The 24,207-nt window shown below is 39.4% G+C and carries 22 protein-coding genes; 11 read left to right on the top strand and 11 right to left on the bottom strand.

Annotation, left to right across the window (positions count from 1 at the left end; genetic code table 11):
• Positions 1–139: 139 nt before the first annotated feature.
• Positions 140–1,066 carry a cytidine deaminase gene (gene cdd, locus MTF67_RS04785; RefSeq protein ID WP_248518863.1) on the top strand — a complete coding sequence of 309 codons (927 nt, stop codon included), beginning with the start codon at positions 140–142 and terminating at the stop codon, positions 1,064–1,066.
• 62 nt (positions 1,067–1,128) lie between these two features.
• Here cdd and udp read toward each other — a convergent pair whose 3' ends face one another.
• On the bottom strand, positions 1,129–1,884 hold the full coding sequence (gene udp, locus MTF67_RS04790; RefSeq protein WP_138739625.1) for a uridine phosphorylase: 756 nt from the start codon (positions 1,882–1,884) through the stop codon (positions 1,129–1,131).
• Positions 1,885–2,329: 445 nt separating this feature from the next.
• Between udp and MTF67_RS04795 the strand changes: the two genes are divergently transcribed.
• From MTF67_RS04795 to MTF67_RS04825, 7 genes are all read left to right on the top strand, one after another.
• A complete protein-coding gene (locus MTF67_RS04795) occupies positions 2,330–3,439 on the top strand; it encodes an arginase family protein (RefSeq protein ID WP_058429792.1) in 1,110 nt (369 codons plus the stop codon).
• 122 nt (positions 3,440–3,561) lie between these two features.
• Positions 3,562–4,263, top strand: a complete 702-nt coding sequence (locus MTF67_RS04800; RefSeq protein ID WP_248518864.1) for a transporter substrate-binding domain-containing protein — start codon at positions 3,562–3,564, stop codon at positions 4,261–4,263.
• A gap of 133 nt (positions 4,264–4,396) precedes the next feature.
• Entirely contained in the window at positions 4,397–5,674 is a 1,278-nt protein-coding gene (locus MTF67_RS04805; protein ID WP_248518865.1) for a hemolysin family protein, read from the top strand.
• Between the two features lie 458 nt (positions 5,675–6,132).
• Entirely contained in the window at positions 6,133–7,290 is a 1,158-nt protein-coding gene (locus tag MTF67_RS04810; protein ID WP_248518866.1) for an efflux RND transporter periplasmic adaptor subunit, read from the top strand.
• A 12-nt stretch (positions 7,291–7,302) separates the two neighbouring features.
• Positions 7,303–10,434, top strand: a complete 3,132-nt coding sequence (locus MTF67_RS04815; protein ID WP_008126229.1) for an efflux RND transporter permease subunit — start codon at positions 7,303–7,305, stop codon at positions 10,432–10,434.
• Positions 10,434–11,840 carry an efflux transporter outer membrane subunit gene (locus tag MTF67_RS04820; RefSeq protein ID WP_248518867.1) on the top strand — a complete coding sequence of 469 codons (1,407 nt, stop codon included), beginning with the start codon at positions 10,434–10,436 and terminating at the stop codon, positions 11,838–11,840. The genes MTF67_RS04815 and MTF67_RS04820 overlap by 1 nt, the downstream gene beginning before the upstream one ends.
• A gap of 149 nt (positions 11,841–11,989) precedes the next feature.
• On the top strand, positions 11,990–12,604 hold the full coding sequence (locus MTF67_RS04825; protein ID WP_039037614.1) for a TetR/AcrR family transcriptional regulator: 615 nt from the start codon (positions 11,990–11,992) through the stop codon (positions 12,602–12,604).
• Positions 12,605–12,879: 275 nt separating this feature from the next.
• Here MTF67_RS04825 and MTF67_RS04830 read toward each other — a convergent pair whose 3' ends face one another.
• The 6 genes from MTF67_RS04830 to MTF67_RS04855 all read right to left on the bottom strand — a co-directional run bounded on the left by MTF67_RS04830 (position 12,880) and on the right by MTF67_RS04855 (position 18,474).
• Positions 12,880–13,980 (bottom strand): HupE/UreJ family protein, encoded by a 1,101-nt coding sequence (locus MTF67_RS04830; protein WP_039037615.1) that lies wholly within the window; start codon positions 13,978–13,980, stop codon positions 12,880–12,882.
• A gap of 5 nt (positions 13,981–13,985) precedes the next feature.
• Positions 13,986–14,993, bottom strand: coding sequence for a tetratricopeptide repeat protein (locus tag MTF67_RS04835; RefSeq protein ID WP_039037616.1), 1,008 nt, complete (start codon positions 14,991–14,993; stop codon positions 13,986–13,988).
• 42 nt (positions 14,994–15,035) lie between these two features.
• The gene (locus MTF67_RS04840; protein ID WP_039037617.1) at positions 15,036–15,539 is read right to left on the bottom strand and encodes an Ig-like domain-containing protein; all 504 of its coding nucleotides are present in this window, start codon (positions 15,537–15,539) and stop codon (positions 15,036–15,038) included.
• Positions 15,540–15,550: 11 nt separating this feature from the next.
• Entirely contained in the window at positions 15,551–17,143 is a 1,593-nt protein-coding gene (locus MTF67_RS04845; protein WP_058429784.1) for a DUF4331 domain-containing protein, read from the bottom strand.
• Between the two features lie 126 nt (positions 17,144–17,269).
• On the bottom strand, positions 17,270–17,953 hold the full coding sequence (locus MTF67_RS04850) for an anti-sigma factor (protein ID WP_039037619.1): 684 nt from the start codon (positions 17,951–17,953) through the stop codon (positions 17,270–17,272).
• A complete protein-coding gene (locus MTF67_RS04855) occupies positions 17,950–18,474 on the bottom strand; it encodes a sigma-70 family RNA polymerase sigma factor (RefSeq protein WP_006791673.1) in 525 nt (174 codons plus the stop codon). Before MTF67_RS04855 ends, MTF67_RS04850 begins: the two co-directional genes overlap by 4 nt.
• A gap of 509 nt (positions 18,475–18,983) precedes the next feature.
• Here MTF67_RS04855 and MTF67_RS04860 point away from each other — a divergent pair.
• Positions 18,984–20,603, top strand: a complete 1,620-nt coding sequence (locus MTF67_RS04860) for a diacylglycerol kinase family protein (protein ID WP_248518868.1) — start codon at positions 18,984–18,986, stop codon at positions 20,601–20,603.
• A 48-nt stretch (positions 20,604–20,651) separates the two neighbouring features.
• Here the strand turns inward: MTF67_RS04860 and MTF67_RS04865 are convergent, their stop codons facing one another.
• The gene (locus tag MTF67_RS04865) at positions 20,652–20,960 is read right to left on the bottom strand and encodes a VF530 family protein (RefSeq protein ID WP_008126252.1); all 309 of its coding nucleotides are present in this window, start codon (positions 20,958–20,960) and stop codon (positions 20,652–20,654) included.
• A gap of 54 nt (positions 20,961–21,014) precedes the next feature.
• Positions 21,015–21,317 (bottom strand): DUF1496 domain-containing protein, encoded by a 303-nt coding sequence (locus tag MTF67_RS04870; protein ID WP_058429781.1) that lies wholly within the window; start codon positions 21,315–21,317, stop codon positions 21,015–21,017.
• 106 nt (positions 21,318–21,423) lie between these two features.
• On the opposite strand from MTF67_RS04870, the gene MTF67_RS04875 reads away from it, so the two are divergent.
• Positions 21,424–21,657 (top strand): TIGR02647 family protein, encoded by a 234-nt coding sequence (locus MTF67_RS04875; RefSeq protein ID WP_006791677.1) that lies wholly within the window; start codon positions 21,424–21,426, stop codon positions 21,655–21,657.
• A 12-nt stretch (positions 21,658–21,669) separates the two neighbouring features.
• On the opposite strand, the gene maiA is transcribed toward MTF67_RS04875, so the two are convergent.
• Entirely contained in the window at positions 21,670–22,296 is a 627-nt protein-coding gene (gene maiA, locus MTF67_RS04880; RefSeq protein ID WP_248518869.1) for a maleylacetoacetate isomerase, read from the bottom strand.
• A gap of 2 nt (positions 22,297–22,298) precedes the next feature.
• Positions 22,299–23,600, bottom strand: coding sequence for a homogentisate 1,2-dioxygenase (gene hmgA / locus MTF67_RS04885; protein ID WP_248518870.1), 1,302 nt, complete (start codon positions 23,598–23,600; stop codon positions 22,299–22,301).
• Positions 23,601–23,744: 144 nt separating this feature from the next.
• On the opposite strand from hmgA, the gene MTF67_RS04890 reads away from it, so the two are divergent.
• Complete coding sequence (locus MTF67_RS04890) at positions 23,745–24,176, top strand: MarR family transcriptional regulator (RefSeq protein ID WP_248518871.1); 432 nt, start codon at positions 23,745–23,747, stop codon at positions 24,174–24,176.
• Positions 24,177–24,207: the final 31 nt, after the last annotated feature.

A 24,207-nucleotide genomic window follows, 5' to 3' on the forward strand; every position in this document is an offset into this window, starting at 1 on the left:
ACCAATAGGTTATAAACCTCGCACCACGATTAAATCGTCTCTAGTTTGAACAAGTTTTAAGCCTGAAAGGTCAACAGGCCCTAGCAATTTGGCTCTTAAACTTTTAAACTACTTAGCCATTGAATAATTAAAATACATTATGGCTTCAGCAACTTTTACTGTACAAGAAGATACAGCCCTTACAAATTCTCATATCACGTTAAACGTAGCGCAAACCGCGTCCTTACGTAGCCAATTAAAGTCGCAACGCGGCATATTAAACACCAACAACATTGAACAGCTTTGCAAAGAGTTTAATGTTTCTGTCGATTCACTGTTACAAGGTTTAGTACCCTTAGCGTCTGAGTTTTCAGTAGCTCCAGTATCACATTTTCATGTGGGTGCTATTGTAAAAGCTATAGATGAGCAGCAACAAGTTAATTTTTATTTTGGCGCTAATGTAGAGTTTGATCATCAAGCACTGAGCCTCGTTGTTCATGCAGAACAGTCTGCCATTAATAATGCTTGGTTAAATGGTGCTAAAAAAATTCTTAAAATTGCTATAAGCGACGCTCCGTGTGGCTACTGTCGCCAATTTATGAATGAATTAGCCGATGCGAAAGAGTTTGATATTTTACTTCCAAGTCAACATTTTAAATTGGCAGAGCTATTACCTCACTCGTTTGGACCAACCGATTTGGGTAACGAATTTAGCTTGTTTAACCCAAAGCCTCAGCTTGCGGTTTTTGATGACGAACAGATCGAAGAGACTTTTTCTGGCTTTGCGTTAAATGCGTATGTACCGTACAGTCAAAATTTTAGTGCGGTCAAGGTAAGTACATTCAATAATGGGGATTTTTACGGCAGTTATGCAGAAAACGCAGCTTATAGCCCAAGTTTATCGCCTTTGCAAAGCGCGTTGAGTCAGTTCTTTTTAGCTGGCCTTAGTTTTGATAAAGAGACGGTGAAAGGCATCACACTTTTAGAAACTAAAGGGCACGAAAATCAAGCGGGTGTTTCGAAAGCGGTACTATCGGGATTTACTGATTTGCCAGAGCTAAAAGTAATTAGTGCAGCGCTTAAATAGTGTAAAAAAAGCACAGCTTATTAGCTGTGCTTTTTCATAATAATTTTACTTGTAAAGCAAAATTAACCTAGTAGTACCTTGGCGGCTTCTAATACAACAGCCACTGATTTTCTTTCTATTTCACCGTGGTCAACGTTAGGAATTTCTTGACGAGTACGGTTAACTAATACTCCGGCAACACAGGCTGCTTGCAAGCCAAGGGCTGCACACATAGTGAATAATGTGGCCGACTCCATTTCGTAGTTCATTACGCCCAGCTTTTGCCATTCTTCACAACTACCTTGAAATGCTTTTGGTACATAACCCGAGTGTGTGTCGTAGCGTTCTTGGCCCGGGTAAAATGTATCGCTAGATGCAGTAATACCAATATGAAAGTCAATGTTTAAGTTTTTACAAGCTTCAACCATGGCTTGTGTTGCATAAAAATCAGACACAGCAGGGTAGCTAAGTGGTGCAAAGTGTTGGCTTGCACCGTCTAAACGTACAGACGCTTGGCTAATTAAAATTTCACCTTCATTAATATGCGGCTGAATAGCACCCGTAGTACCAATGCGTAAAAATTGACGCACGCCCAATTGAGCAAGTTCCTCTACTGCAATCGATGTAGATGGGCCGCCAATACCGGTTGAGCATATAACCACAGAGTGGCCATTTAGTTGACCTAGATAAACATGAAACTCACGTGTTTGAGCAAGGCAGGTTGGGTTGTCTAGGAATTGAGAAATACGTGCAGCGCGATCTGGGTCACCGGGCACAATCGCAAGTTTTGCACCTTGTAGATCGTCAATACATAGTCCTAAGTGAAATACCTTTTCCATATCTAAGCCTTTTTAAAATAATTTTTATCAATCTAGCATAATTGCTAGAAACCTTTCTTAAGTACAGGACGTATGTCCGTATTAATATAATTGAGTGCTTGTTTAAGCCAGTAAAATAGGGCTTTAGCGTATTTTATTCATCAACTATGAATATTCAAGCACACCCATGGATTGCTGGTTTACTTGTGCGGTTGACTTGTGTGCGCAAGCATTATAAGTATCACTCAACTAAGTGGTTAGTCATAAATGATAATTGCCTGAATTAATTAAAAGTTTTTAAATATCAGTTGCTTATGTTTTTATTTTAAGTTGGTTTTGAAAGGGTTTTTAATGATACAGACAAAGAAAATTTTTAATTTTTTAATTATTTAAAGTTTAGGCCTGTTTAATCGTTTTGCATAAATAATCACTAAAATACGCACTGAACAATTCATAAGGATTTATTATGAGTCAAGAAATTCAAGCATTTAATAGTAAAGTAGAGCACTGCTTATGCGCTCCTGGCGATGGTGTTTTTACCGTTAATACTGCAAAAGAGCGAAAAGCGGCACTTCGAAATAAACTGTATGGTCAAACCGAAAATGTAGACACGCTATGGCGCGAATCGTTAAATGAGTTGCCTCACTCTCCCCATAAAGCGGTCATGCTTGGAATTAGTTCTGATTGTGGTGGCGGTATTTTACGTGGTGCCAATTGGGGTCCTTTGTTTGTTCGCTCAGCATTAATTGATCAGCACCCTGAATGTCATTCGTTCGACTTAGGCGATGTGCGTGTTATTCCACATTTGTTACATGACAAGTACCTAAACGACACAACCATCTCTAATTGCCAAAAAGCGCTATACGGAAACGAGAATAACGACTACTACGTAAGTCCGTTATCAATTACTGAAGATGTGTGCGACAGCTTTTATGCCACGTTTAAAGATAAAGGTATTTTTGGTATTGGTGGCGACCATTCTATTAGTTATCCATTAACCAAAGCGTATTTAAAAGCAAAACGCGAGCAAGGGAAGCGTACGGCTATTATTCATTTTGATGCGCACACCGATTTGCTTGTGGAGCGCTTGGGTATAGATTTATGTTTTGGCTCTTGGTGTACACATATCTTAGAGTTTTTACCTGCACCCCATCACTTAATTCAATTTGGTATACGTTCAAGTGGAAAACCAAAATCACACTGGGAAAACACATTTGGGGTTAAGCAACATTGGGCGCATGAAATTATTGAACGCGGTGCAGCCGCTGTTGCTGCAGAGACTATCGCGCAACTAAAAGCGGATAATGTTGATGAAGTGTATGTAAGTTTTGATATTGACGCACTCGATGCCGAATTTGCTTCTGCAACCGGTACACCGGAAGATAACGGTTTAACACCTAAGCACGCGCTAGACATTTTATCAGCCATTGCCGATGAGTTTCCTATTACGGGCGCTGATATGATGGAAATAGCACCATTTACCGATAGTTCTCTAGTGGGCCAAGCAAGTTCTGAAACAACATTAAAAGAAGGCGCAAAAATTTCAGCGTTTTTAATTAATGCGATGAATAAATAAGTGCTTCAAAACTAATACTATTGACTTAATCTTATTTTATTAAATACTCAAAACTAGCAGTCTACAAAGCCTCAACTATATTTATTGAATAATTGCACTAATTTAGTTGAGGCTTTTACCCAATGAAGGGATTTGTTTTTTTACTTTGCGTGTTGTGTACGACAGTAAAAGCACACGAAATTAACATAGTGACGGAGGTGTTTCCTGACTTTCAATATCTCGATGCAAACAACCAATTGGCAGGTCGCTCTGTAGAAAAGGTAAAAAACGCCCTTGATGCTGCTGGTATTAGTTACACTATGTCGGCTAACAATTGGAGTGTGTCTTATAACGCAGCCCTTCGAGATAAAAACACCTGTATTTTCTCAATTGTTCGTTTGCCACCAAGAGAAAATAACTTTGTGTGGATAGCTGAACTTGAAGAGTTTGAGTCAGCGATTTATGGGCTGAAATCTCGAGGCATAAAGTTAAAGACTTTACATGATGCCAAGCGCTATAAAATAGCAGTATTAAGAGATAACTTTAGCCATCATTATTTACTTGAACGCGGTTTTAACGAAAGCCGGCATTTGTTGTTGATTGATAATTTAGATAAAATAGATAAGTTAATTAGTGCACGCCGTGACATTCTTGATTTTGTCATTCTAAGTAAAAAACAATTTAATTACCGTCTCAAAACATCACCAAAGTTAAATTTACTCGAGCCAGTGCTTGATTTAAATACGGCTCAATCTCCATTATATTTTGCGTGTAACATAAATATGGATGAGTCGTTAATCACACAGTTACAGTTTGCATTTAGACAAACCTCCTCTCTTAATTAGTGGCTAAAAATCATTTAACTAGCTGAATAATAAAAACTTAAACATAAAGTGAAAATATCAATTGCTGCGCTTAAAAAAGCGACTATAATCAGCTGCTTTTTATATAAAAAGCGCTAACTTTTTGGAGCGTTAAATGGGTGATTTAATCGGGATTAGTCTATTGATCTTGATCAGTGCGTTGTTTGCTATGTCGGAAATAGCAATTGCAGCGTCACGAAAAATAAAACTTCGCGTAATGGCAGACGAAGGCAGTTTAAATGCAGCTGCGGTATTAAAACTGCAAGAAAATCCGGGCGCGTTTTTCGCCATGATACAAATTGCACTTAATGCTATCGCTATATTAGGTGGCATTGTAGGTGAACAAGCATTATCTCCATACGTTGAAAAAGTATTGGTTTTATTTTATCAGGGTGCATATGTAGAGAAAATTAGCTTTTTATTCTCATTTTTTACTATTACCTCGTTATTTATTTTATTCGCCGATTTAATGCCAAAGCGATTAGCGATGATCATGCCAGAAGCTGTTGCTGTTAAGGTCGTTAACATAATGCGTTGGGTTACATTTGCATTAACGCCTTTAGTGATGTTTTTTAATGGCGTGACTAACTTTGTACTGCGACTGTTTAAAGTTCCCGCAGAGCGTGAAGATAATGTAACCACAGAAGACATTGTTGCCATGATGGAAGCTGGCGCTGAATATGGTAGTTTGCAAAAGCAAGAGTATGACTTAATAGGTAATGTGTTTGATTTAGAAGCTCGTTTTTTATCAAGCGTAATGACCCCGCGTGACCAAATTGTGTACTTCGATTTAAACGAAAGCAGTAATGACATTGCGACCAAAATTATTGATCACCCGCATAATCATTTTTTAGTTGTGTCGGGTAACTTAGACAAATTACATGGCTCTGTTGAATCAAAAGATATTTTACGCCAAGTACTTAAAGGTGAAGCCGCTAATATCAATGACGAATTAGTTGATACCGATGTATTTTACTTACCAGAAACATTAAGTTTGTCAGAGGCATTAAATGCATTTAAAAGTGCCGCTAAACCATTTGCTATTGTAGTAAACGAATACGCGCTGCTTGTTGGTATTGTTACTGTAAAAGATTTAATGAAAGGCTTTATGGGAGATTTAATAACTCACCAAGGGGATGAACTAATAATCGAGCGAGATAAAAGCTCGTGGTTAGTTGATGGACTGACGCCGATTACCGATTTAGCTAAAGTGCTTGATATAGAGGAATTCCCAGAGCAAGTACATTTTGAGACGGTGGCAGGCTTTTTAATTTACACCATGAAACGTATACCTAAACGTGCTGAGCATATAAGTTATGCGGGCTTTAAATTTGAAGTTGTTGATGTTGAAGGTATTCGTGTAGAGCAATTGCTTGTATCTAGATTAGTTTAAAGCTTGCCATCCTAATCTCTTTATAAACGCTTAACCACGTCATGAATAAAAAAGCCAAGTTCGCCTTGGCTTTTTGTTAATGAAAGTTTATAAATTTGTTCGTTATAACAATTGTATTTGGCTATGGCCTAATGGGTATCTGGCTAAATGACTCATACCTCTAATTAACTGAAATATAATATTAAAATCTCTTCACTATGTACTTTTAGGCTTTAATTTAAACAAAGTAGGTTTTGGCGTAAGTGCTTTTCTATTTTTAAAAAATACAGTGCGCTGAGCACTATAGTTAGCTTGTAGGTGTAAATGTTTATTATAAAAGCCTTATTAACATTACTTGGTGATTAAGTATGAGGCCGCATAGTTGAGTGTAATTTTGTGTAAAGATCGGCTTATTAAGATGTATTCTCACTAACATTTAATTTAGAATGATCGTTCATTCTAAATTAAAGGTATTTAACATGCAGCGTTCTAGCACCGCTTTATTTGTATTTTCAGTTCTCCTAGGTTCAGTTGCGTTGACTGGTTGTGACCAAGTGACAGAGCAGTCGCAGGCAGCTGCTCCTAAAGCTGTGCCGGTAGGGGTTATTACGCTTAAAAAACAATCGCTAACTTTAAGGCAAGAGTTGCCTGGACGTATTAGTGCATTTCAAATTGCAGAAATACGCCCGCAAGTAAGCGGTATTGTGCAATCACGTTTATTTACCGAGGGGTCTCAAGTAGAAAAAGGTCAAGCGCTTTACCAAATTAACCCTGCTACTTTTGAAGCCAACTTAGCGGCAAGTGAAGCTGCTGTTGCCCGCGCTGAAGCAAGCATTGCAAGCAGTAAAGCTAAAGCGTCTCGCTATAGTGAATTATTAAAAATTAAAGCGGTTAGCCAGCAAGATTACGACGAGGCTGATGCAGCCTATAAGCAAGCAAAAGCAGAACTCCTTACTGCTCAAGCGCAGCTGCAAACCTCAAAAATTAATTTAGAATACAGTCATGTCTCTTCGCCTATTAGTGGGCAAATTAGTAAATCGAATGTCACCGTAGGTGCATTAGTAAGTGCCAACCAAGCCACTTCTTTGGCAACAGTAACACAACTTGATCCTATCTATATTGATTTAACGCAGTCGAGTAGCGAATTAACTAAGCTTAAAAAAGCGATTGGTTCGGGCGACCTAAGTGTAGATTCAACCAGTCAAACCGATGTTGAACTCACTATGGAAGATGGCTCTTTATATTCTCATAAAGGCACTTTACAGTTTTCTGAGGTGACAGTTGACCCAAGTACAGGCTCGGTTACATTACGCGCTAAATTTCCTAACCCTGAAAAGTTACTACTTCCAGGGATGTATGCTCGCGCCTCAATTGTTGAAGGTGTTAAAAACGACGCTATTTTAGTTCCACAGCGCGGTGTTAGTCGAAACTCGAAAGGTGAACCTACCGCAATGGTTGTTAGCAAAAACAATACTGTAGAGAGCCGCGTTTTGAAAACAGATCGCACCATTGGATCTAATTGGCTTGTAACCGATGGCGTAATGGAAGGCGATAAACTGATCGTAGAAGGGCTGCAAAAAATTCGCCCAGGCGCACCAGTTAGCCCATCTGAAGTTCAAACTGCTAAAGCGCAATAACGGAGAATTTACATGTCACGATTTTTTATCGATAGACCTATATTTGCTTGGGTACTTGCCATAGTAGTGATGCTAGCAGGTATATTAGCAATTAAAAGTTTACCTATTGCGCAGTATCCGTCTATAGCGCCGCCAGCAATAAGTATTACGGCTACCTACCCAGGTGCATCGGCGCGTACGCTCGAAGATACTGTTACACAAGTTATAGAGCAAAAAATGAAAGGCTTAGATGGCTTGTTATACATGTCGTCAACGTCAGAGTCTAGCGGTTCAGCAACGCTCACACTGTCGTTTAGCGCTGAAACCGACCCTGATATTGCTCAGGTTCAAGTACAAAACAAGTTAGCTACTGCAACGCCACTATTACCTGAAGCCGTGCAGCGCCAAGGTGTTGTGGTTGCAAAGTCAGCCCGTAACTTTTTGATGGTTTATGCGTTTATGTCTAAAGATGGCAGCATGACCAACATTGATATTGGCGACTACGTGTCATCAAACGTGCAAGATATTGTTTCGCGTGTTGAAGGTGTGGGTGAAGTACAGTTATTTGGCTCGCAGTATGCAATGCGTATTTGGTTAGATCCGGCTAAGCTTCAAAACTATAAATTGACGCCTGCAGATATAAGTGCATCTATCAGTGCTCAAAATGCACAAGTGTCGGCTGGGCAACTAGGTGCTATGCCTGCGGTGGCGGGACAGCAACTCAACGCGACTGTGACCGCGCAAAGCCGCTTACAAACTCCTGAGCAATTTAGAGATATTTTAGTTAAAACCAATGCTGATGGCTCTTTTGTAAAGTTGAGTGATGTTGCCCGTGTTGAGCTAGGTGGTGAAAGCTACCGGGTTGTCGCGCGTTATGACGGAAAACCAGCTTCTGGCTTAGGGATTAAATTGGCCAGTGGCGCCAACGCGCTTGATACTGCGCAGGGGGTAAAAGATGCCATTGCTGAATTAGAGCCATTTTTTCCTGAGGGACTTGAAGCGGTTGTGCCTTACGACACTACACCATTTGTGGCGCTTTCAATTGAAAAAGTAATTCATACGCTTATAGAAGCGGTTGTGTTGGTGTTTGTTGTTATGTACTTGTTTTTACAAAACTTTAGAGCAACGCTTATTCCAACAATTGCAGTGCCAGTGGTATTACTGGGTACGTTTGGTATTTTATACACTTTTGGTTACTCAATTAATACATTAACCATGTTTGCCATGGTACTTGCCATCGGGTTACTAGTTGATGATGCCATTGTTGTTGTAGAAAACGTAGAGCGACTGATGACCGAAGAAAAACTCTCAGCGCTTGATGCAACCCGCAAATCAATGGACGAAATTAAAGGCGCGCTTGTTGGTATTGCAATGGTGCTTTCTGCTGTATTTATTCCGATGGCCTTTTTTAGCGGCTCGACGGGCATAATATATCGTCAGTTCTCAATTACCCTTGTTTCTGCTATGGGTTTATCGGTACTTGTGGCGCTTATACTTACGCCGGCACTGTGTGCAACGCTTTTGAAGCCTAGCCATGTTCATAATGATAAGTCGTTATTTGGTAAATTTTTTACAGGGTTTAACCGCGGGTTCGACAAAACAAATTCGGGTGCGCAAAGCTTTGTGAGCCGTATGATCAAACATGCTAAACGCTACCTTGTTATATACTTTTTAATTGTAGGTGGAATGGCTTATGTGTTTTCAAATTTACCAACCGCATTCTTACCAGATGAAGACCAAGGCATATTATTTAACCAAGTTTCGTTACCTGCGGGTTCTACAACCGAGCAAACACTTGAAGTGGTTAAAAAAGTAGAAAACCACTACTTGAACGAACAATCTGAAGCAGTAAACGGTATTTTTACTGTTACCGGGTTTAGCTTTGCAGGTTCTGGCCAAAACTCAGCAATAGGGTTTGTTAATCTTAAGCATTGGGATGAACGCCAACGTGACGATTTATCTGTGCAAGGTGTAGCAGGTAAAGCTATGGGGTACTTTTCCAGTATTAAAGAAGCGTTTGTGTTTGCTTTTCCACCACCAGCAATTGTAGAACTGGGAACAGCAAATGGTTTTAATATATTTTTACAAGACCGTGTAGGTTTGGGCCACGATGCGCTTTTAGCAGCACGTAATCAACTATTAGGTTTAGCAAGCCAAAGTCCTATATTGGCTGGTGTACGCCCTAATGGTCAAGAAGATATGCCAGAAATACAACTCGATACCGATTTAGCTAAAGCACAAGCATTGGGTGTGTCGCAAACCGATATTAATAACACCCTTGCTACGGCTTGGGGCAGTAGTTATGTAAATGACTTCATTGACCGTGGGCGTGTTAAAAAAGTATACATGCAAGGCGATGCTGAATCTCGAATGGTGCCTGAAGATTTAAATAAGTGGTATGTACGTAATAATGAGGGTGATATGGTTCCGTTTTCTGCCTTTGCAACGGCCTATTGGACTTATGGTTCGCCGCGTTTAGAGCGTTACAATGGCTTTTCAGCAATGGAAATACAAGGAACCGCTGCACCTGGTTACAGCACAGGACAAGCAATGGATGAAATGGAGCGTTTGGTAAAACAGCTGCCAAATGGTATTTCGTCTGAATGGACCGGTATTTCATTTCAAGAACGCTCTAGCAGCGGCCAAGCACCTTTATTGTATGGTTTGTCGTTGTTATTTGTATTTTTATGTTTAGCGGCTCTTTATGAAAGTTGGTCGGTACCGTTTGCGGTTATGATGATTGTTCCGTTAGGTATATTTGGTGCTGCTATGGCTGCGTTGGGTAGCGGATTATCAAACGATATTTACCTGCAAGTGGGCTTATTAACTACGATAGGGTTAGCGTCTAAAAATGCCATATTAATTGTGGAATTTGCTATCCATAAAATGGACGAAGGGCTTGATTTAGTTGAAGCGGCTGTGGCTGCAGTAAGACTGCGTTTACGCCCAATTTTAATGACTTCAATGGCCTTTATTTGTGGTGTTATTCCACTCGCTATTGCATCAAGTGCAGGCTCTGGTGCGCAAAACGCATTAGGCATTTCAATTATTGGTGGAACACTCGCCTCTTCTATTTTGGTTGTTGTTTTTGTGCCGCTGTTTTTTGTATTAGTACGCCGCGTATTCCCTGCAAAAGAAAAAAACACTAACGAGGAGACAGCATAATGCATATAAAAACCTTTTCGTTGAGTGTGCTTACGTTGGCTGCTTTAAGTGGATGCCAGTTGGCACCTGAACAGCAAAATTTGGCGCTGCCAGTACCCGAAACGTATTCAGTTCAAACAGAACAAGCCACAGTTAACACATTAAAGTGGCAGCAGTTTTTTAGCGATAAAAAATTACAGGTGCTTATAGGTCAAAGCCTTGAGCACAACAAAGATCTGCAAATTGCGATGCTCAATGTGCAGCGGGTACGTGGGTTGTATCAAATAGAAAACTCAGTATTGTATCCGTCCTTAAATGTTAATGGTTCGGGCACTCGCCAGCGTCTGCCTGCCAGTTTAACAAGTACTAATGAGGCCACTATAAGCTCGCAATACAGTGCTACTGTAGGTATTACCTCTTACGAATTAGATATATGGGGTAAGGTTCGTAACCAAACTCAACAAGCGCTGCAAAATTTATACTCTACTGAGCTTACTCAATACAGCACGCAAGTGTCGCTGGTAGCAGAGCTGGCTAATGCGTGGCTTAATTATGCAACCGATCAACAGTTACTTGGGCTTGCTGAGGAAACATTAAAATCGCAACAAGCGTCGCTTGGGCTTACTCAAAAAAGTTTTGATTTAGGCGCAGCATCTAAAATTACGTTAGAGCAACTGAAAAGTACCGTTGCCAGCGCAAAGGTTGATATTGCAACGTATAAACGTTTATTAAAGCGCGATAAAAACGCACTTGATTTATTAGTAGGAAAACCAGTAAGCCCTGAACTTCTGCCAAATAAGGTGCTGGACTCGTTATTGGCGTTGCCTAAAATACCGGTTGGTTTACCTTCTGATTTATTAACTCAACGCCCAGATATTAAAGCAGCAGAACATCAGTTATTGGCCGCTAATGCCAACATTGGTGTAGCGCGTGCTGCTTTTTACCCCAGTATTAGCTTAACGGCTAATGCGGGTACTGCCTCTAACGATTTAAGTGATTTATTTGATGCAGGTTCGGGTACTTGGAGTTTTATTCCATCAGTTACTTTACCTATTTTTAATATGGGCAGAAACCAAGCTCAGCTAGATGTTGCTAAGGCCGACCAACAAATTGCCGTAGTTACTTATCAGCAAAAAATTCAGCAAGCATTTCGCGAAGTCGCCGATGCGTTAGCAGACAACGAAGGCTATCAAGCGCAGTTAAGCGCACTTGATATGTTACTACAAAGCCGAGGGTCTACGTTTTCGCTATCAAAGGCGCGTTACGATAAAGGTGTTGATAGCTACTTACAAGTCCTTGATGCACAACGCAGCTGGTATGCTGCACAGCAACAGCAAATTTTGGGTCAACAGGCTTTGTTAGCTAGCCAAATTAGCCTGTATAAAGTAGTGGGCGGTGGCTGGGAGAAAAGCGATCAAACCAACTAAGTAAGGGTTTTAGCTGTAAACACCTTTTTGCAGCTAATTAACTAGATTTATATAGGGCTAAATACTTATTTATGAGTGAAAGGCGTATTTCAAAATGATTAAGTATTTGCCTTATTGTCGAGTCTAATCACTTGGCAGTGGAGCTTTGTATGAAAACTAAAAGACAGACAGATCCAGCGATAGCCAAAGCGCGTCGTGATCAGGTTTTAACTGCGGCGGCTGAATGCTTTCGTCGTAAAGGCTTTCATGCTGCAGGTATGGCTGAAATATCCAGAACAGCAGGAATGAGTGCCGGGCATATTTATAACTACTTTGAAAGTAAAGAAGCCATTATAGAAAGTATTATTGAAAAAGATATGGAAGAAATGTTTTCTATATTTGAGCATTTTGAAGGGCAACCAGAAGATACGCTCACAGTATTATTGAACGGTTTAAATATTGGCGTTCAAAGGCATATGGATACCGGTGAATGTGCGGTTGATTTAGAAATGCTCGCTGAAGCTGGTAGAAACGTAAAGGTAGCTAAACTATTACGTGATGCTGATACGCAAGCGCGAAATAGAATGCGCCAATTGCTAATAAGTGAACGCAGTGTGATAAAAGACATAGATGAGGTAGAGCTAGAAAGCCGTATTAATGTTATTTTTTCAGTAATGGCAGGCTTACTTTTGCGAAAAGTGCTTTACCCCGAACTTACCGAAGAGACAGTTTTAATTGCGCTTCGCCCAGCGATGAAAACGTTGTTAATGCCGTTTGAAGATTAAAATAGTGCTATTAAAATGCATAAACTATATGCCCGCTATTTTAGCGGGTTTATAGTATTAACAACCGTTTAAATTAATACCAACCCGCAATAATACTTAATCATTTTGTGGGGCTAAACGCCTCGCTATTTACGTTAAAAAACTCTCATTTACGACTGCATGAATGCAGATCAATTGTCGATAACAACTAAATAGCGAATTTTTTTCCTAGCTATCAAGACGTTTTTCCATCTTCAAAATAGATCACTTAATTAGGCGAATGGGTATAATTATGTTCAAAAGCGTTCAATAGACCAGTTTAGAGCCACAACGGCGATACCTATAGACCCTACTGGCATTAACCATTTTACGTACCAAGCGGTTTTTCTAAATGCAATTAATAAAGGCAACGCTACTAATAAAATACTTAGTTGGCCTATCTCTACCCCTAAATTAAATGCCAATATGCTCATTAATTGATAGTTACTCGACAAACCTAATTCACCAAGTACACTCGCAAATCCCATTCCGTGAAGCAACCCAAAAGCAAATGTCAGCCAGCCTAAACGCAAAACAACGGGCCAAACATTATTGAGGGCTGCAAACAATACAGAAATTGCAATAATTAGTTCAACCCAGCGAGTATTGAGAGATATTAAATCAAGCGCTGTTGCTGTAAGCGTTATAGAATGAGCAAGCGTAAATGCTGTAACAATCCAGGCAGTGTGTTTGATAATGTGTTTTTTAGAGCTAATGGGCTGCCAGGTGTTTTTATCACGGGTTAAAACACAAGTTAGTAATAGCGCAATTAAAAATAAAATATGATCGATGCCTATCCAAATGTGTAATACGCCCTGATACACATATTCTGTAAAGGTAGCTAAATAGCTCGACTGCTTAGTATTAAAGGTTTGGCTAGGCTCATTTATACTAAACACACGTGCTATGTTATTCACATTAACAATGACCTTGTGATTTGCGTCATCTTGAAAAAAGGCTGAATACTTAAGCGTAATCTCGTTATTTGTTAAACACGAAAATGACACAGGTAATACCAAGTAAGGCTGATTAAAGTGCTCACTTAGCTGGTAATTGTTATTTACAGTGAGTGCGCAAGTTTGTTCGTTTTGTTCTGCGATAAGATTGTTTTTTATAAATGCGTTAATTGAGTCGCGTTTTGCTTTTATTTCAGACCAGGTAATGTTGGCGTTTTGGTCTAAGTCGAGGGCTATAACGTGCTCTAAATCTGCAACATTGATTTCCCAATTGCCGCTGTATTGAGCTGTATTATTGCTATTGAGCGTAATGTAGCCGGTGCTTAACTGGTGCGCAAAAGCTGCTGTTGAAAATAATAAGCTTAACAACATAATAGAAAATACGCGTATTAATATTCTCATAACATTCACATCCTTTTTGCTTGAACAATCAGCGCTTGGTCGATATTCATTTTAGCTTGTTGCCAGTTAATATTGGCCCAATACAAGGCTTTAGATTTGTTTGGCTGCACGTGAATATAATAGTTGGCGAGGTCACTTGCGTGAAAGCTGTCGTGGCGAATTTCTCTGAGCTTTACTCGTTGCTTCATGGCGTTTTGCCATTTGTATTGTGTTGTGTTTAGTTTTTTTTCTGCGATGGCTAAGCGCAGCAAAAGCGCGTCTTCTAGATCGTGCGATTCTTTTAATAAATTACTTAATTTGGTTATCACTTGCTGTGGCTTGTTTAAGCCCAGTTGTATGTCTGCCCATAAAGCAATTAGGCTTACTGGAGAGTTTACTAAATTTATATTTTCAAGGTGCTTTAATGCGTTTGTGTAGTTTTGTAATCTAAAGCTCATTTCAGCTAGGACATGTTTTGTATTGAGTCCAATAGGCTTATTGTTCGTTAGCTTTACTAAAGATTGATAACTTCTTAATAAATTACCGTGCTGACTTTGCACGTCTAGTACACAAGTACTGGCCGTTAATGTGCTTACCCTTGTTATTAGTGCTAAGCAATGCTGTTTAGCAAGTTCAAACTGGCCTTGTGTCATGTACAAATTAGCCAGCAATAGATGAGTGTTGCTGTGATCAGGCGTTATTTTTAAAACACTATTAGCAATGTTTATCGCATCATTAAACAAATGCTCTTTTTGTAAAACGCGTGCATATAAATAGCCTACCTGTGGAGTTGGCTCATTTAAGTATATTTCTGCGAGCCTGTTTTTGAGTACCCCTTGCATATGCTCCGTTTGTCCAACGAATTGACTTTTATTGACTAGATTTTCTATTTCATTTATCGATAGTGAGGCAGTTAAATCCGATTTAGTGACTGCTATTACGTCGTTGTCATTAGGTGTATAAGCCGCTGCAAAAAGCTCAAATGAGCACACTAAGCTTAATGTAATCATCAGGTTTACTAGAGGTGATTTCATATTTGTATCCTTAAAATAGCCATCCATGGCCAGTCAGCTTATTTACTGATTACTAATTAAATTATTAATATCTGTGTCTTTATTTGTAAACTCTCTTCCATTTACAGAGAGTGGCTCTGCATTCGGTGCTTGGTTAAATGCATCGCTAGTAAACTGAGCAAAGTCGACTTGCAAAGCTTCAATAGTGATATTAACCATTGCACTTACTTGGCTGTTAACGCCATCAGATACGCCAAAAGTAAAGCTATCTGTGCCCGTAACCTCTTTATTTGGTGTGTAAGTAAAGTTGCCATCAGCGTCAATATTTACCATGCCTAATGAAGGCTCACTGACCAATGAATAAGTAAGTGAATCACCTTCTTTATCTGTGGCTGTAAGTGAGTCGGTAATATTTACCTCCGTTTGCGTTGTTAACATGATGTCGCTAACTGAAGGCGCTGTATTAACCACAGGCAACGGCTTTTTATTGTCGTCATCATTGCTACACGCTCCCAGCGTTAATGCGCTAAGCAGAATACCTATATGCGTTATTTTTAAGTGTTGCATTAGTTTACTCCTTATTTAGAGCCCGCAAGTGGGGTAGCTAAGTACGGAAAGGTTGAGTCCATCATTGTTGCATCAACAGGTGCGCCATCGGTAAATGGTACTGTACCAACGCTTGCATCTTCGGGAGTACACAAGCCTAGGTCAGTATCTTCGCCTGCAACAGGAATAGGATGACATAAACGACCCATTACTACGCGCAGAGCAATATCAACAACATCATCGCCAGGGCGTCGGCCGTTTGGAAAGCCAGCTAAATCGTTTCCTGCAACACCAAATGCAGACTGCTCACTTTGCGCTGTTGCCGCGATGTTTGTGTTTAAACGAAGCATTTCAGAGGGAGTGACGGTTGCTTGTTGATTAACACCAGCAAAACCAGTTAAAAATGCAGTAATTAAATCGGTACGAGGAAAGTTTGTTGGGGCTAATGTTTCGAGGTTAGCGCCAAGTGTCGTATTAACTGCATCCTTGAATAAAATATTTAAAAGTTCAGGAAGGGCTGGGTGAGATACATAATCTAAAAACTGTCCATCGTCTTTAGGGTGTGCTGTCGAGAAAGTATCCTTATCCTTTATGCCAATAACAAGCTCATTAACAAGTGGATTTCCTAAACGCGATACTTGAGTAAGAGCACCACCATTAACTGCATTATTAGCAAATTTAGCATTCGGGTTTAGTATGCGAGCTTGAGGTAAACTTGCAGTGGTCCACGAACCAATAACGCCATTACCTTCGCCTACAATACAGCTTTTTGGTACTTCAATAGCAATTGATGTCACGTTTTTATCTGCAAGGTCGTCATTGTCAGCCGATTGGGTAATACCTCCAGGGAAGCCACCTGCATCACCAGCACCCGGAGCGCTGTCGCCCTCTACCGGTACGTAGTTTACTAAATCGAACGTTTTACCAAGGTTAACGACAAACGCATCTTTTCTTTGGCCAACAAATACTTGTGCCATGCTTTCACAACCTGGGATTGACACATTATATACAAATTGATCTGCGTAAGTTTGATAGTCAGCTTTAGAGGTAAATGTTTTATTACCAATATAATCAAGTGGCTTACTGAATGTAGATGTGCCCGTAGTGGTATTATTTAATGAGGTTGCAACACCTGTGCGCTGCGGCCCATTAATCATACTCAGAGTATATGATTCACTGAAATTAGTTGCGCTATTATCACCGGCTGATACACCACCCACATTTTTAAGTGGCACAGAAACAGTACGCTGGTTGCCTTCTGGGCCTACAGCTAATTGCACACCTTGATTATCGTTTGGTAGCATGCTTTGGAAATCAAATGCAAAAGTAATGTCTTCAACGGCATCGCCATCGTTATCTATGTGTATGCTGTAAGTTGCATCTGGGTCCATTGCAAAATAATTAGGGCCGCCGTAGGCATCCTGTAATGGAATATAGTTTGCAATTAGTGTGACGTACTCTTCTTTTCCTTGTTCATAGCTATTAAATACATAAAAGTCGGTAGAATCTAAGGTCGGAAAGCGACTAATATTTGGCGCTTCTCGGTGACTTGATGCGTTACTTGGTGCGCTAATAAAAGTGCTACATATTACTACTGCGAGTATTGATGGTGTTAAAGCTTTCATGACTTTTTCCTTTAGTTTTAAATAGAAGTCATAGCTAATAACGGGGGGGAATTTAGATTGGATGCAAAAAAGTTAAATTTTATTTAAATAAAAAATGGCTGCTTATATAAGCAGCCATACAAGGGATTAAAGAAGCACGAGTTCGGTTGTATAAAGTACCTCGGTAGGTAAGCCGTTTGGCGAACCACCTAAAGGCTCTAAACTGACTGCTAGTAGTGAGATATCGTCAGCGTTAAAGCGTTTATCTTTTAGCAAAAATTTACCGCCTTGTTTAGGTAATATACCCAACGAAACAGGTAAATCTTGCCCTTTTAAAATCATCCATAGTTGATAATCTTTATCTCTTTGGGCAACTAATTGACTACTGGCTTTAATAGTTAATGCTTCTTCGTTTACTTCAATAAACCATAAAGACTGTTTATCTTGGTTTTGCACGAGTGCAATTTGCTGATATTGCGACACTTCTTTGGCCGGTTGAATGACTAAAAATGCCAACACAATACACGCGGCGGTGGCTATAAACGACCATGTCTGCCAAATCGACGGCTTAGTTTGCACCACTGTTTGACTAGGCACTGTTTTTGACTCAATACCTTGCAAAATGTTTTCCCAAACAGAATCGCTAGGTGCTTGTGGTGTGATTGCACTTGCTAGATTATTAAGGTTTTGCTCCCACATAAAAATTGCCTCACGTGCTTTGCTTGAGCTAAGTAACAAGCGCTGAAAACGTTTTCGTGCCAGCCCCTTGAGTGTGCCAAGTACATATTGTCCTGCTAGCGCGTCTAACAGATCGGGTTTTGTATAATTCATAATGTTAAACACCTCTGAAGTTGTGTAAGCCCGCGTCTGATCCAGCTTTTAACTGTGCCTAATGGCGACTCTATATGGTCTACTAGCTCGCTGTGACTAAGCCCCTTATAGTAAGCTAAATGAATGGCCTGCTTTTGCTGGGGTTCAAGCTGCTCTATACAGTTTACTAATTTAGTATTTTCGTCATAGTTGACATCGACGCTCTGAATATCAAAGTCATCATCTCCCATTGTTTGCTCTTTTCTTACTTTGTTGTAACGCAACGCATCCAGACTTCTATACCTTACTATACTTATCATCCAGCTTATGACAGTGCCTTTAGAAGCATTGTATTCTGAAGCGTTATGCCATATTTTAATGAATGCGTCTTGCAACACTTCTTCGGCGTGTGCTCTGTTAGAAAGCATATTTAAGCTGATGGCAAAAAGCTTTCCGCTTGTTTGTTGATACAAGGTTGAAAATGCATGCTTATCACCCTGTGATGTATCGTATAACAAGGACAGTAAATTATCGTTTTCCATAAATATCCTATTTATTTTTATTCTCTTTTTAAAAACGGTTGAGGCTAGAACTTGGATGCAAAAAAGTTAAGTAGCTTGCAACAGTATACTTTTCGCTCTTTTTTGCAATGACTATCTGTGGTTTATTATTAGGTATAATTCTGTGAGTTCAAAAACTATATTAGAGAAAAGCATCTGTAATGGTTGAGCCGATTTTTGTTTATAGCAGAGTCGTCCCCCTAAGTTACACTTAAAATAAATTAGCTTGGTGAGTCAGATTTACTAATATGGAGCTAAGACTTAGTGAGTTTCTACTGTGATACGTGTGAAAAATTAACACACTCATTGTGTAAAAAGAGCAAAGTCCATACAAACCAATAAATACGGTATTTAAATAGCTATTAAATATCAATAACATAAATAAAAAGTGGTGCCATATGCTTTACCATTTTGTGGCTTGTAAATTGCAAATACAATTATAAAAGCTGTTTGTTAATTAATGAATAGCAATAAATATAAATGGAGATTTTATGTGGGCTGCAATTAGTTATTTGATATTAGCGTGTGTACTTATTTTTATAGGGTGGGAAATACATTCAATTTATTTTTCGTTATTTTTTTACTGGACCGCGCTATCACTGTCATTGGTCAGTGGGGCATACATTTTTAATATAGGTAAAATTTTCAGAAAGCGAGAAAACGGCGTTATTCCATTTTACATACGCTGGGCGTTTATTCCTTTTTTATTGGGGGCGCAAGTGTACAACGCGTGGTCGCGTAAGCATGATAAAGTGCCACCAATTCAGCAAATTAACGATAACCTTTTTTTAGCATGCCGCTTATTTCCCTCGGATATAGACACGTTAAAAAGCAATAATATTACCGCTATATTAGATGTTACTTGTGAGTTTGACGGTTTAGAGTGGAGCTCGACACAAGAGCGTATTAACTACTTAAATATTCCAGTACTTGATCATAGCGTGCCAACACACTCTCAGCTTAACCAAGCAATAAATTGGATTCATCATCAAATCCAAAAAAACAATAAAGTGGTTGTGCATTGTGCGTTGGGCCGCGGTCGTTCAGTGTTTGTAATGGCTGCTTACTTACTTAGTCAAAATAAACATGCCGATGTGCATGATGTGCTTGCCCAAATTAAAGAAACACGTGAAACCGCTAATCTAAATAAACGCCAACTGCGCCACCTAGCAAAGCGACATAAAAGTGGCGAATTAGTAATTAAAAATCGTGCATTTTTAATTGCAAATCCCGTGTCGGGTACAAAAATATGGCAAGAAAAAGAGCAATTTATAATTGCACGCCTGTCAACTTATTACGATTTAACCGTAGTAACCACAAGCCCAGACATTAATGGTATAGAGCTTGCCAAACAAGCGCTTGGTGAAAATCCTGATATTGTTATTGCCTGTGGTGGCGATGGAACAGTAGCGGAAGTTGCGAGCGTATTAGTTAATACACCCTGTAAGTTAGGTATTATTCCGCTCGGGACTGCTAATGCGCTTGCCCACGTTTTAATGGGAATAAGTTCAAAATTTATACCTGTAGAGCAAGCGTGTGATTTAATTATTGATGGTCAATCTACGTTGATAGATACAGCATATTGTAATGACGATTTAATGCTACTTTTAGCCGGGATAGGTTTTGAACATGCAATGATTGAAAAAGCTGACCGCGAGTTTAAAAATAAATTTGGGCAACTTGCTTATTTAACGGGGTTTTTTCAGGCGTTTTCTGAACAAAAATCGCAACAGCTCAACGTTAAATTGGATGATAACGACCCAATGATGATCACAACAAGTAGTTTTGTTGTTGCTAATGCAGCACCGTTTACAACGCTACTTGCTCAAGGGGGAGGGCAGCCTAATCATAGCGATGGGCTACTTGATATAAATTGGCTTATACCCAATAAAGAAAATTCCACCACGGTACTGAGTATTGCCGAGCTTATGTTTAGCAGTATAACGCAAAGTCATTTAGCCATTAACTCTCAACACACAAATGCTAAAAAAGTCGAAATATCTTCAGATAATGGGATTAAGTATGTCATTGATGGCGAGGTGAAAACGGCTAATAGGCTTGTGATTGAAATACTGCCAGCATCGCTTAACGTGATCAGTAAAGAAATTTAGCGAAACTAAAATATAAAGGCGCAATAAACTGCGCCTTTATTTATATTTTTACTTTTTTATTGATGGCCAAACAAAGTCAGTTGTATCTGGAGCCTTGTTTGTTGTTTTACGAGGCGCACTTTTAGGTTTACGAAGTGGTTTGTTATTTATTGTATGAATATATAACGCTTCAACTTTGTCTCTGGCCCAAGGGGTTTTACGTAAAAATTTTAAGCTAGATTTTATGCTTGGTGCATCCGTAAAACACTTAATTTTTACTTGTTCGCCCAGCGTTTTCCAGCCAAGTCTCTGCTCTAACTCGACCAATATTTGTTCTAGTGTGATCCCATGTAGTGGGTTTTTAGGTTGATTATCCATAGCCATACTGCTTATTTAAACTATGCTTATTGTAGCTTAAATACAATAAGCAGGCTATTTCACTGTAATCTTTTTAGGTCGATTTGGGTAAATAACTTTCCCTTGCTCATTGAGCTTAAGCCACATTAATGCGCTATTGGTTTGGTTGGGGTTTTTGGCACCGCACAGTAAATTGAACGTATCAACGCTAATTAATGCGCCTTCACTATAGCGTTTGTCGTCGTACCAACACATTGTTTGGTGCTGAGTTAACTGACTTGCGTTCACAAAAGTGCGGCTGTTATGCGGCTCGGCATTACAAAATAACGAGAGTGATAAGCTTAAAAAACAGGCGGATAGAATTATTAATGCGCGCATAACATTCTCCTAAAATTGACTTTAAAAATAGTACGTAATGCTAAAAAACATGCTAGTGTAATATTACACACTAAGAAATAAACAGAACAATAAAAGGTACACACACATGAAATTTAACCAGCTGATGATAGATGAATTCACATTACTTGCAAAGTTTCCGCTTGATAGCAAAATGCAGGGTATCAAATTACATTCTGACGCAGAAGCAAGCTTGATAGAAGCAGCACAACGATTATTTGATAAAGGCGTTATAGATAGCCCTGATGGCGGTTACTTAACGGATTTGGGTTTAGATTTAATTGAGCACGTTACGATTATTCATAGCGCGCTCAAAAGTTAAGCTCAACAGTATTTAGGTCGCATCGGGTTGATTTTGCGGTGCGGCATCATTAAACGCAGCTAATTTATTACATCGTTCATAAATAGCTGCAATTTTTGGATATCGACTCATATCCACGTTAAAACGAGTAGCATTAAATACCTGAGGTACTAAGCAAACATCAGCAAGGCTTGGCTTGTTCCCAATACAGTAATCGTCGTCTCCAAGTAGTATTTCTATTTTATCAAAGCCTACTTCAACCCAATGTTTGTACCAGGTGTTTTTAGCATCATCGTCTACTTTTAATTCATTCGATAAATACTTAAGTACTCGCAAATTATTCACTGGGTGAATATCACACGCTATTGCAAAACTTAAATTTCTTATTTTGGCTTTTTGCCAAGCAGAGCCGCTAATTAATGGTGACTGTGGGTATGTTTCATCAAGCCATTCTAAAATAGCTAATGATTGACCAAGTACACCTTCATCTGTTTCAAGGGCTGGTAAAAGCCCTTGCGGGTTTAGTGTTAGGTAACCTTCCTCAAGCTGCTCTGATTTTAAAAGATTTACAATTGCCAACTCATGGTCAATTTTCTTTAGGTTTAACGCAATACGCACTCGGTATGCAGCTGATGATCGAAAATAACTGTAAAGCTTCATAATTAATCCTTGTTGCCTGAATAGTGTTTTTTAATTGTTCGCCAACAATCTGTGTAATTTGGTTGACGTTCTTTACCTTCTAATGCGTATTTAGTCGGTGAAATGACATAACGGGATTCAAACATAAACGCTAAGGTATTTTCGTATTTTTGTGGAACCAGTTCCGCATTAGATGCTTTTTCAAATACATCCGCTTCAGGTCCATGCGGAGACATACAATTATGTAAACTTGCGCCACCTGGCACAAAGCCATGCTCTTTTGCATCATATACACCTTCAATTAACCCCATAAATTCACTCATGATATTACGATGATAGTAGGGCGGACGAAAAGTGTTTTCAGCAACCATCCAACGCGGTGGAAAAATAACAAAATCAACATTAGCCATTCCTTCAGTAGCTGATGGCGAGGTTAAAACGGTAAATATAGAAGGATCCGGATGGTCAAAGCTTACTGTGTTCATTACATTAAATCGCGATAAATCGTATTTATAAGGCGCGCTATTACCTGTCCATGCAACAACATCGAACGGGGAATGCTTAATATCACAGCTGAATAAGTTGCCATTAAATTTTGACACCAGTTCAAAATCACCTTCTTTATCTTCAAAAGCTGCAACTGGGTATTGAAAGTCACGGTCGTTGGCATAGCCGTTTGCACCAACAGGGCCTCGCTCTGCAAGTTCCAAAGCATGACCATAGTTTTCGCAGATATAACCACGGGCCGTTGATTGTATTAAATCAACAGAAAACTTCATTCCTCGGGGTATGACTGCAACTTCACCTGGTTTAACACATAGCTTACCGCACTCTGTATGCAGGAGTAGCTCGCCTTGTTGGGGTACAAATAGCATTTCACCGTCAGCGTTGTAAAAGTAGCGATCAACCATAGACTTGTTAGCTGCATACACATGAATACCGATGCCAGATTGCCCATTAGCACTGCCGTTAGCAGCCATTGTTATAAGTCCATCTAGAAAATCAGTTGGCTTTGTAGGAATTTCCACGGGGTTCCAGCGCAGCATAGTCGGAGGTGTTACGGCTTCAGTGATAGGCGCAGTTCGAATCAGGCCGTTATCAATAGCGATGTAATCACCTTGCACTACCGAAGGGCGTAACCGGTACAGCCATGTTCTGCGATTTGCGGCTCTAGGCGCTGTAAATGCTGTAGAGCTAAATTGTTCAGTGTAAAGATCGTACTTAACTTTTTGAGGAGTAAATTGCCCTATAGGCAAGGCACCGGGTAGCGCTTCGGTTTCAAACTCATTACCAAAACCGGTCATGTACTTTAACTGTTCTGCCATTACTGACTCCTGTGAGAGAAGGCTAGTTTTATGTTTTATTTATTTAAGTTAAGATACTCTCAAGTGAGAGTAATTTCAAATTGCTCTATGAATGTGTATGTAAATATAAATGAACAGCTAGTAAACCTATTTAACGGGATAACAATGAAACTGGATTTAGACACCTTTTTAGCATATCAGCTAATTAATGTAGCAGGTTTGGTAAGTAATGACCTTGCTAAGGTATACCAGACCAAATTTGACTTAACGATACCTCAATGGCGAATTTTGGCTAATTTAGCGCAATTTGGTCAAAGTAATGCCAAAAATTTATGTACTCAGGCAAATATGGATAAATCGACTGTGTCGCGTGCAATAAAAATATTAGTAGAAAAAAAGTTGCTGATAACTCAAATTAATTCAGAGGACAAGCGCGCAGCCATACTTTCATTGAGTGAAGCTGGAAAGGAGATGTATAAAAAAATAGTACCCGAGGCGTTAAAGTGGGAAAAAGAACTATTGGCTTCGTTAAATACGCATGAACAAGGTTTATTAGTAAGTGTACTTAATAAGCTAAAAAATAAATTACAGGCATAAAAAAGCCCATCAAATGATGGGCTTTTATCAA

The sequence above is a fragment of the Pseudoalteromonas sp. 2CM32C genome (assembly GCF_023161925.1).
GTDB lineage: Bacteria > Pseudomonadota > Gammaproteobacteria > Enterobacterales > Alteromonadaceae > Pseudoalteromonas > Pseudoalteromonas marina.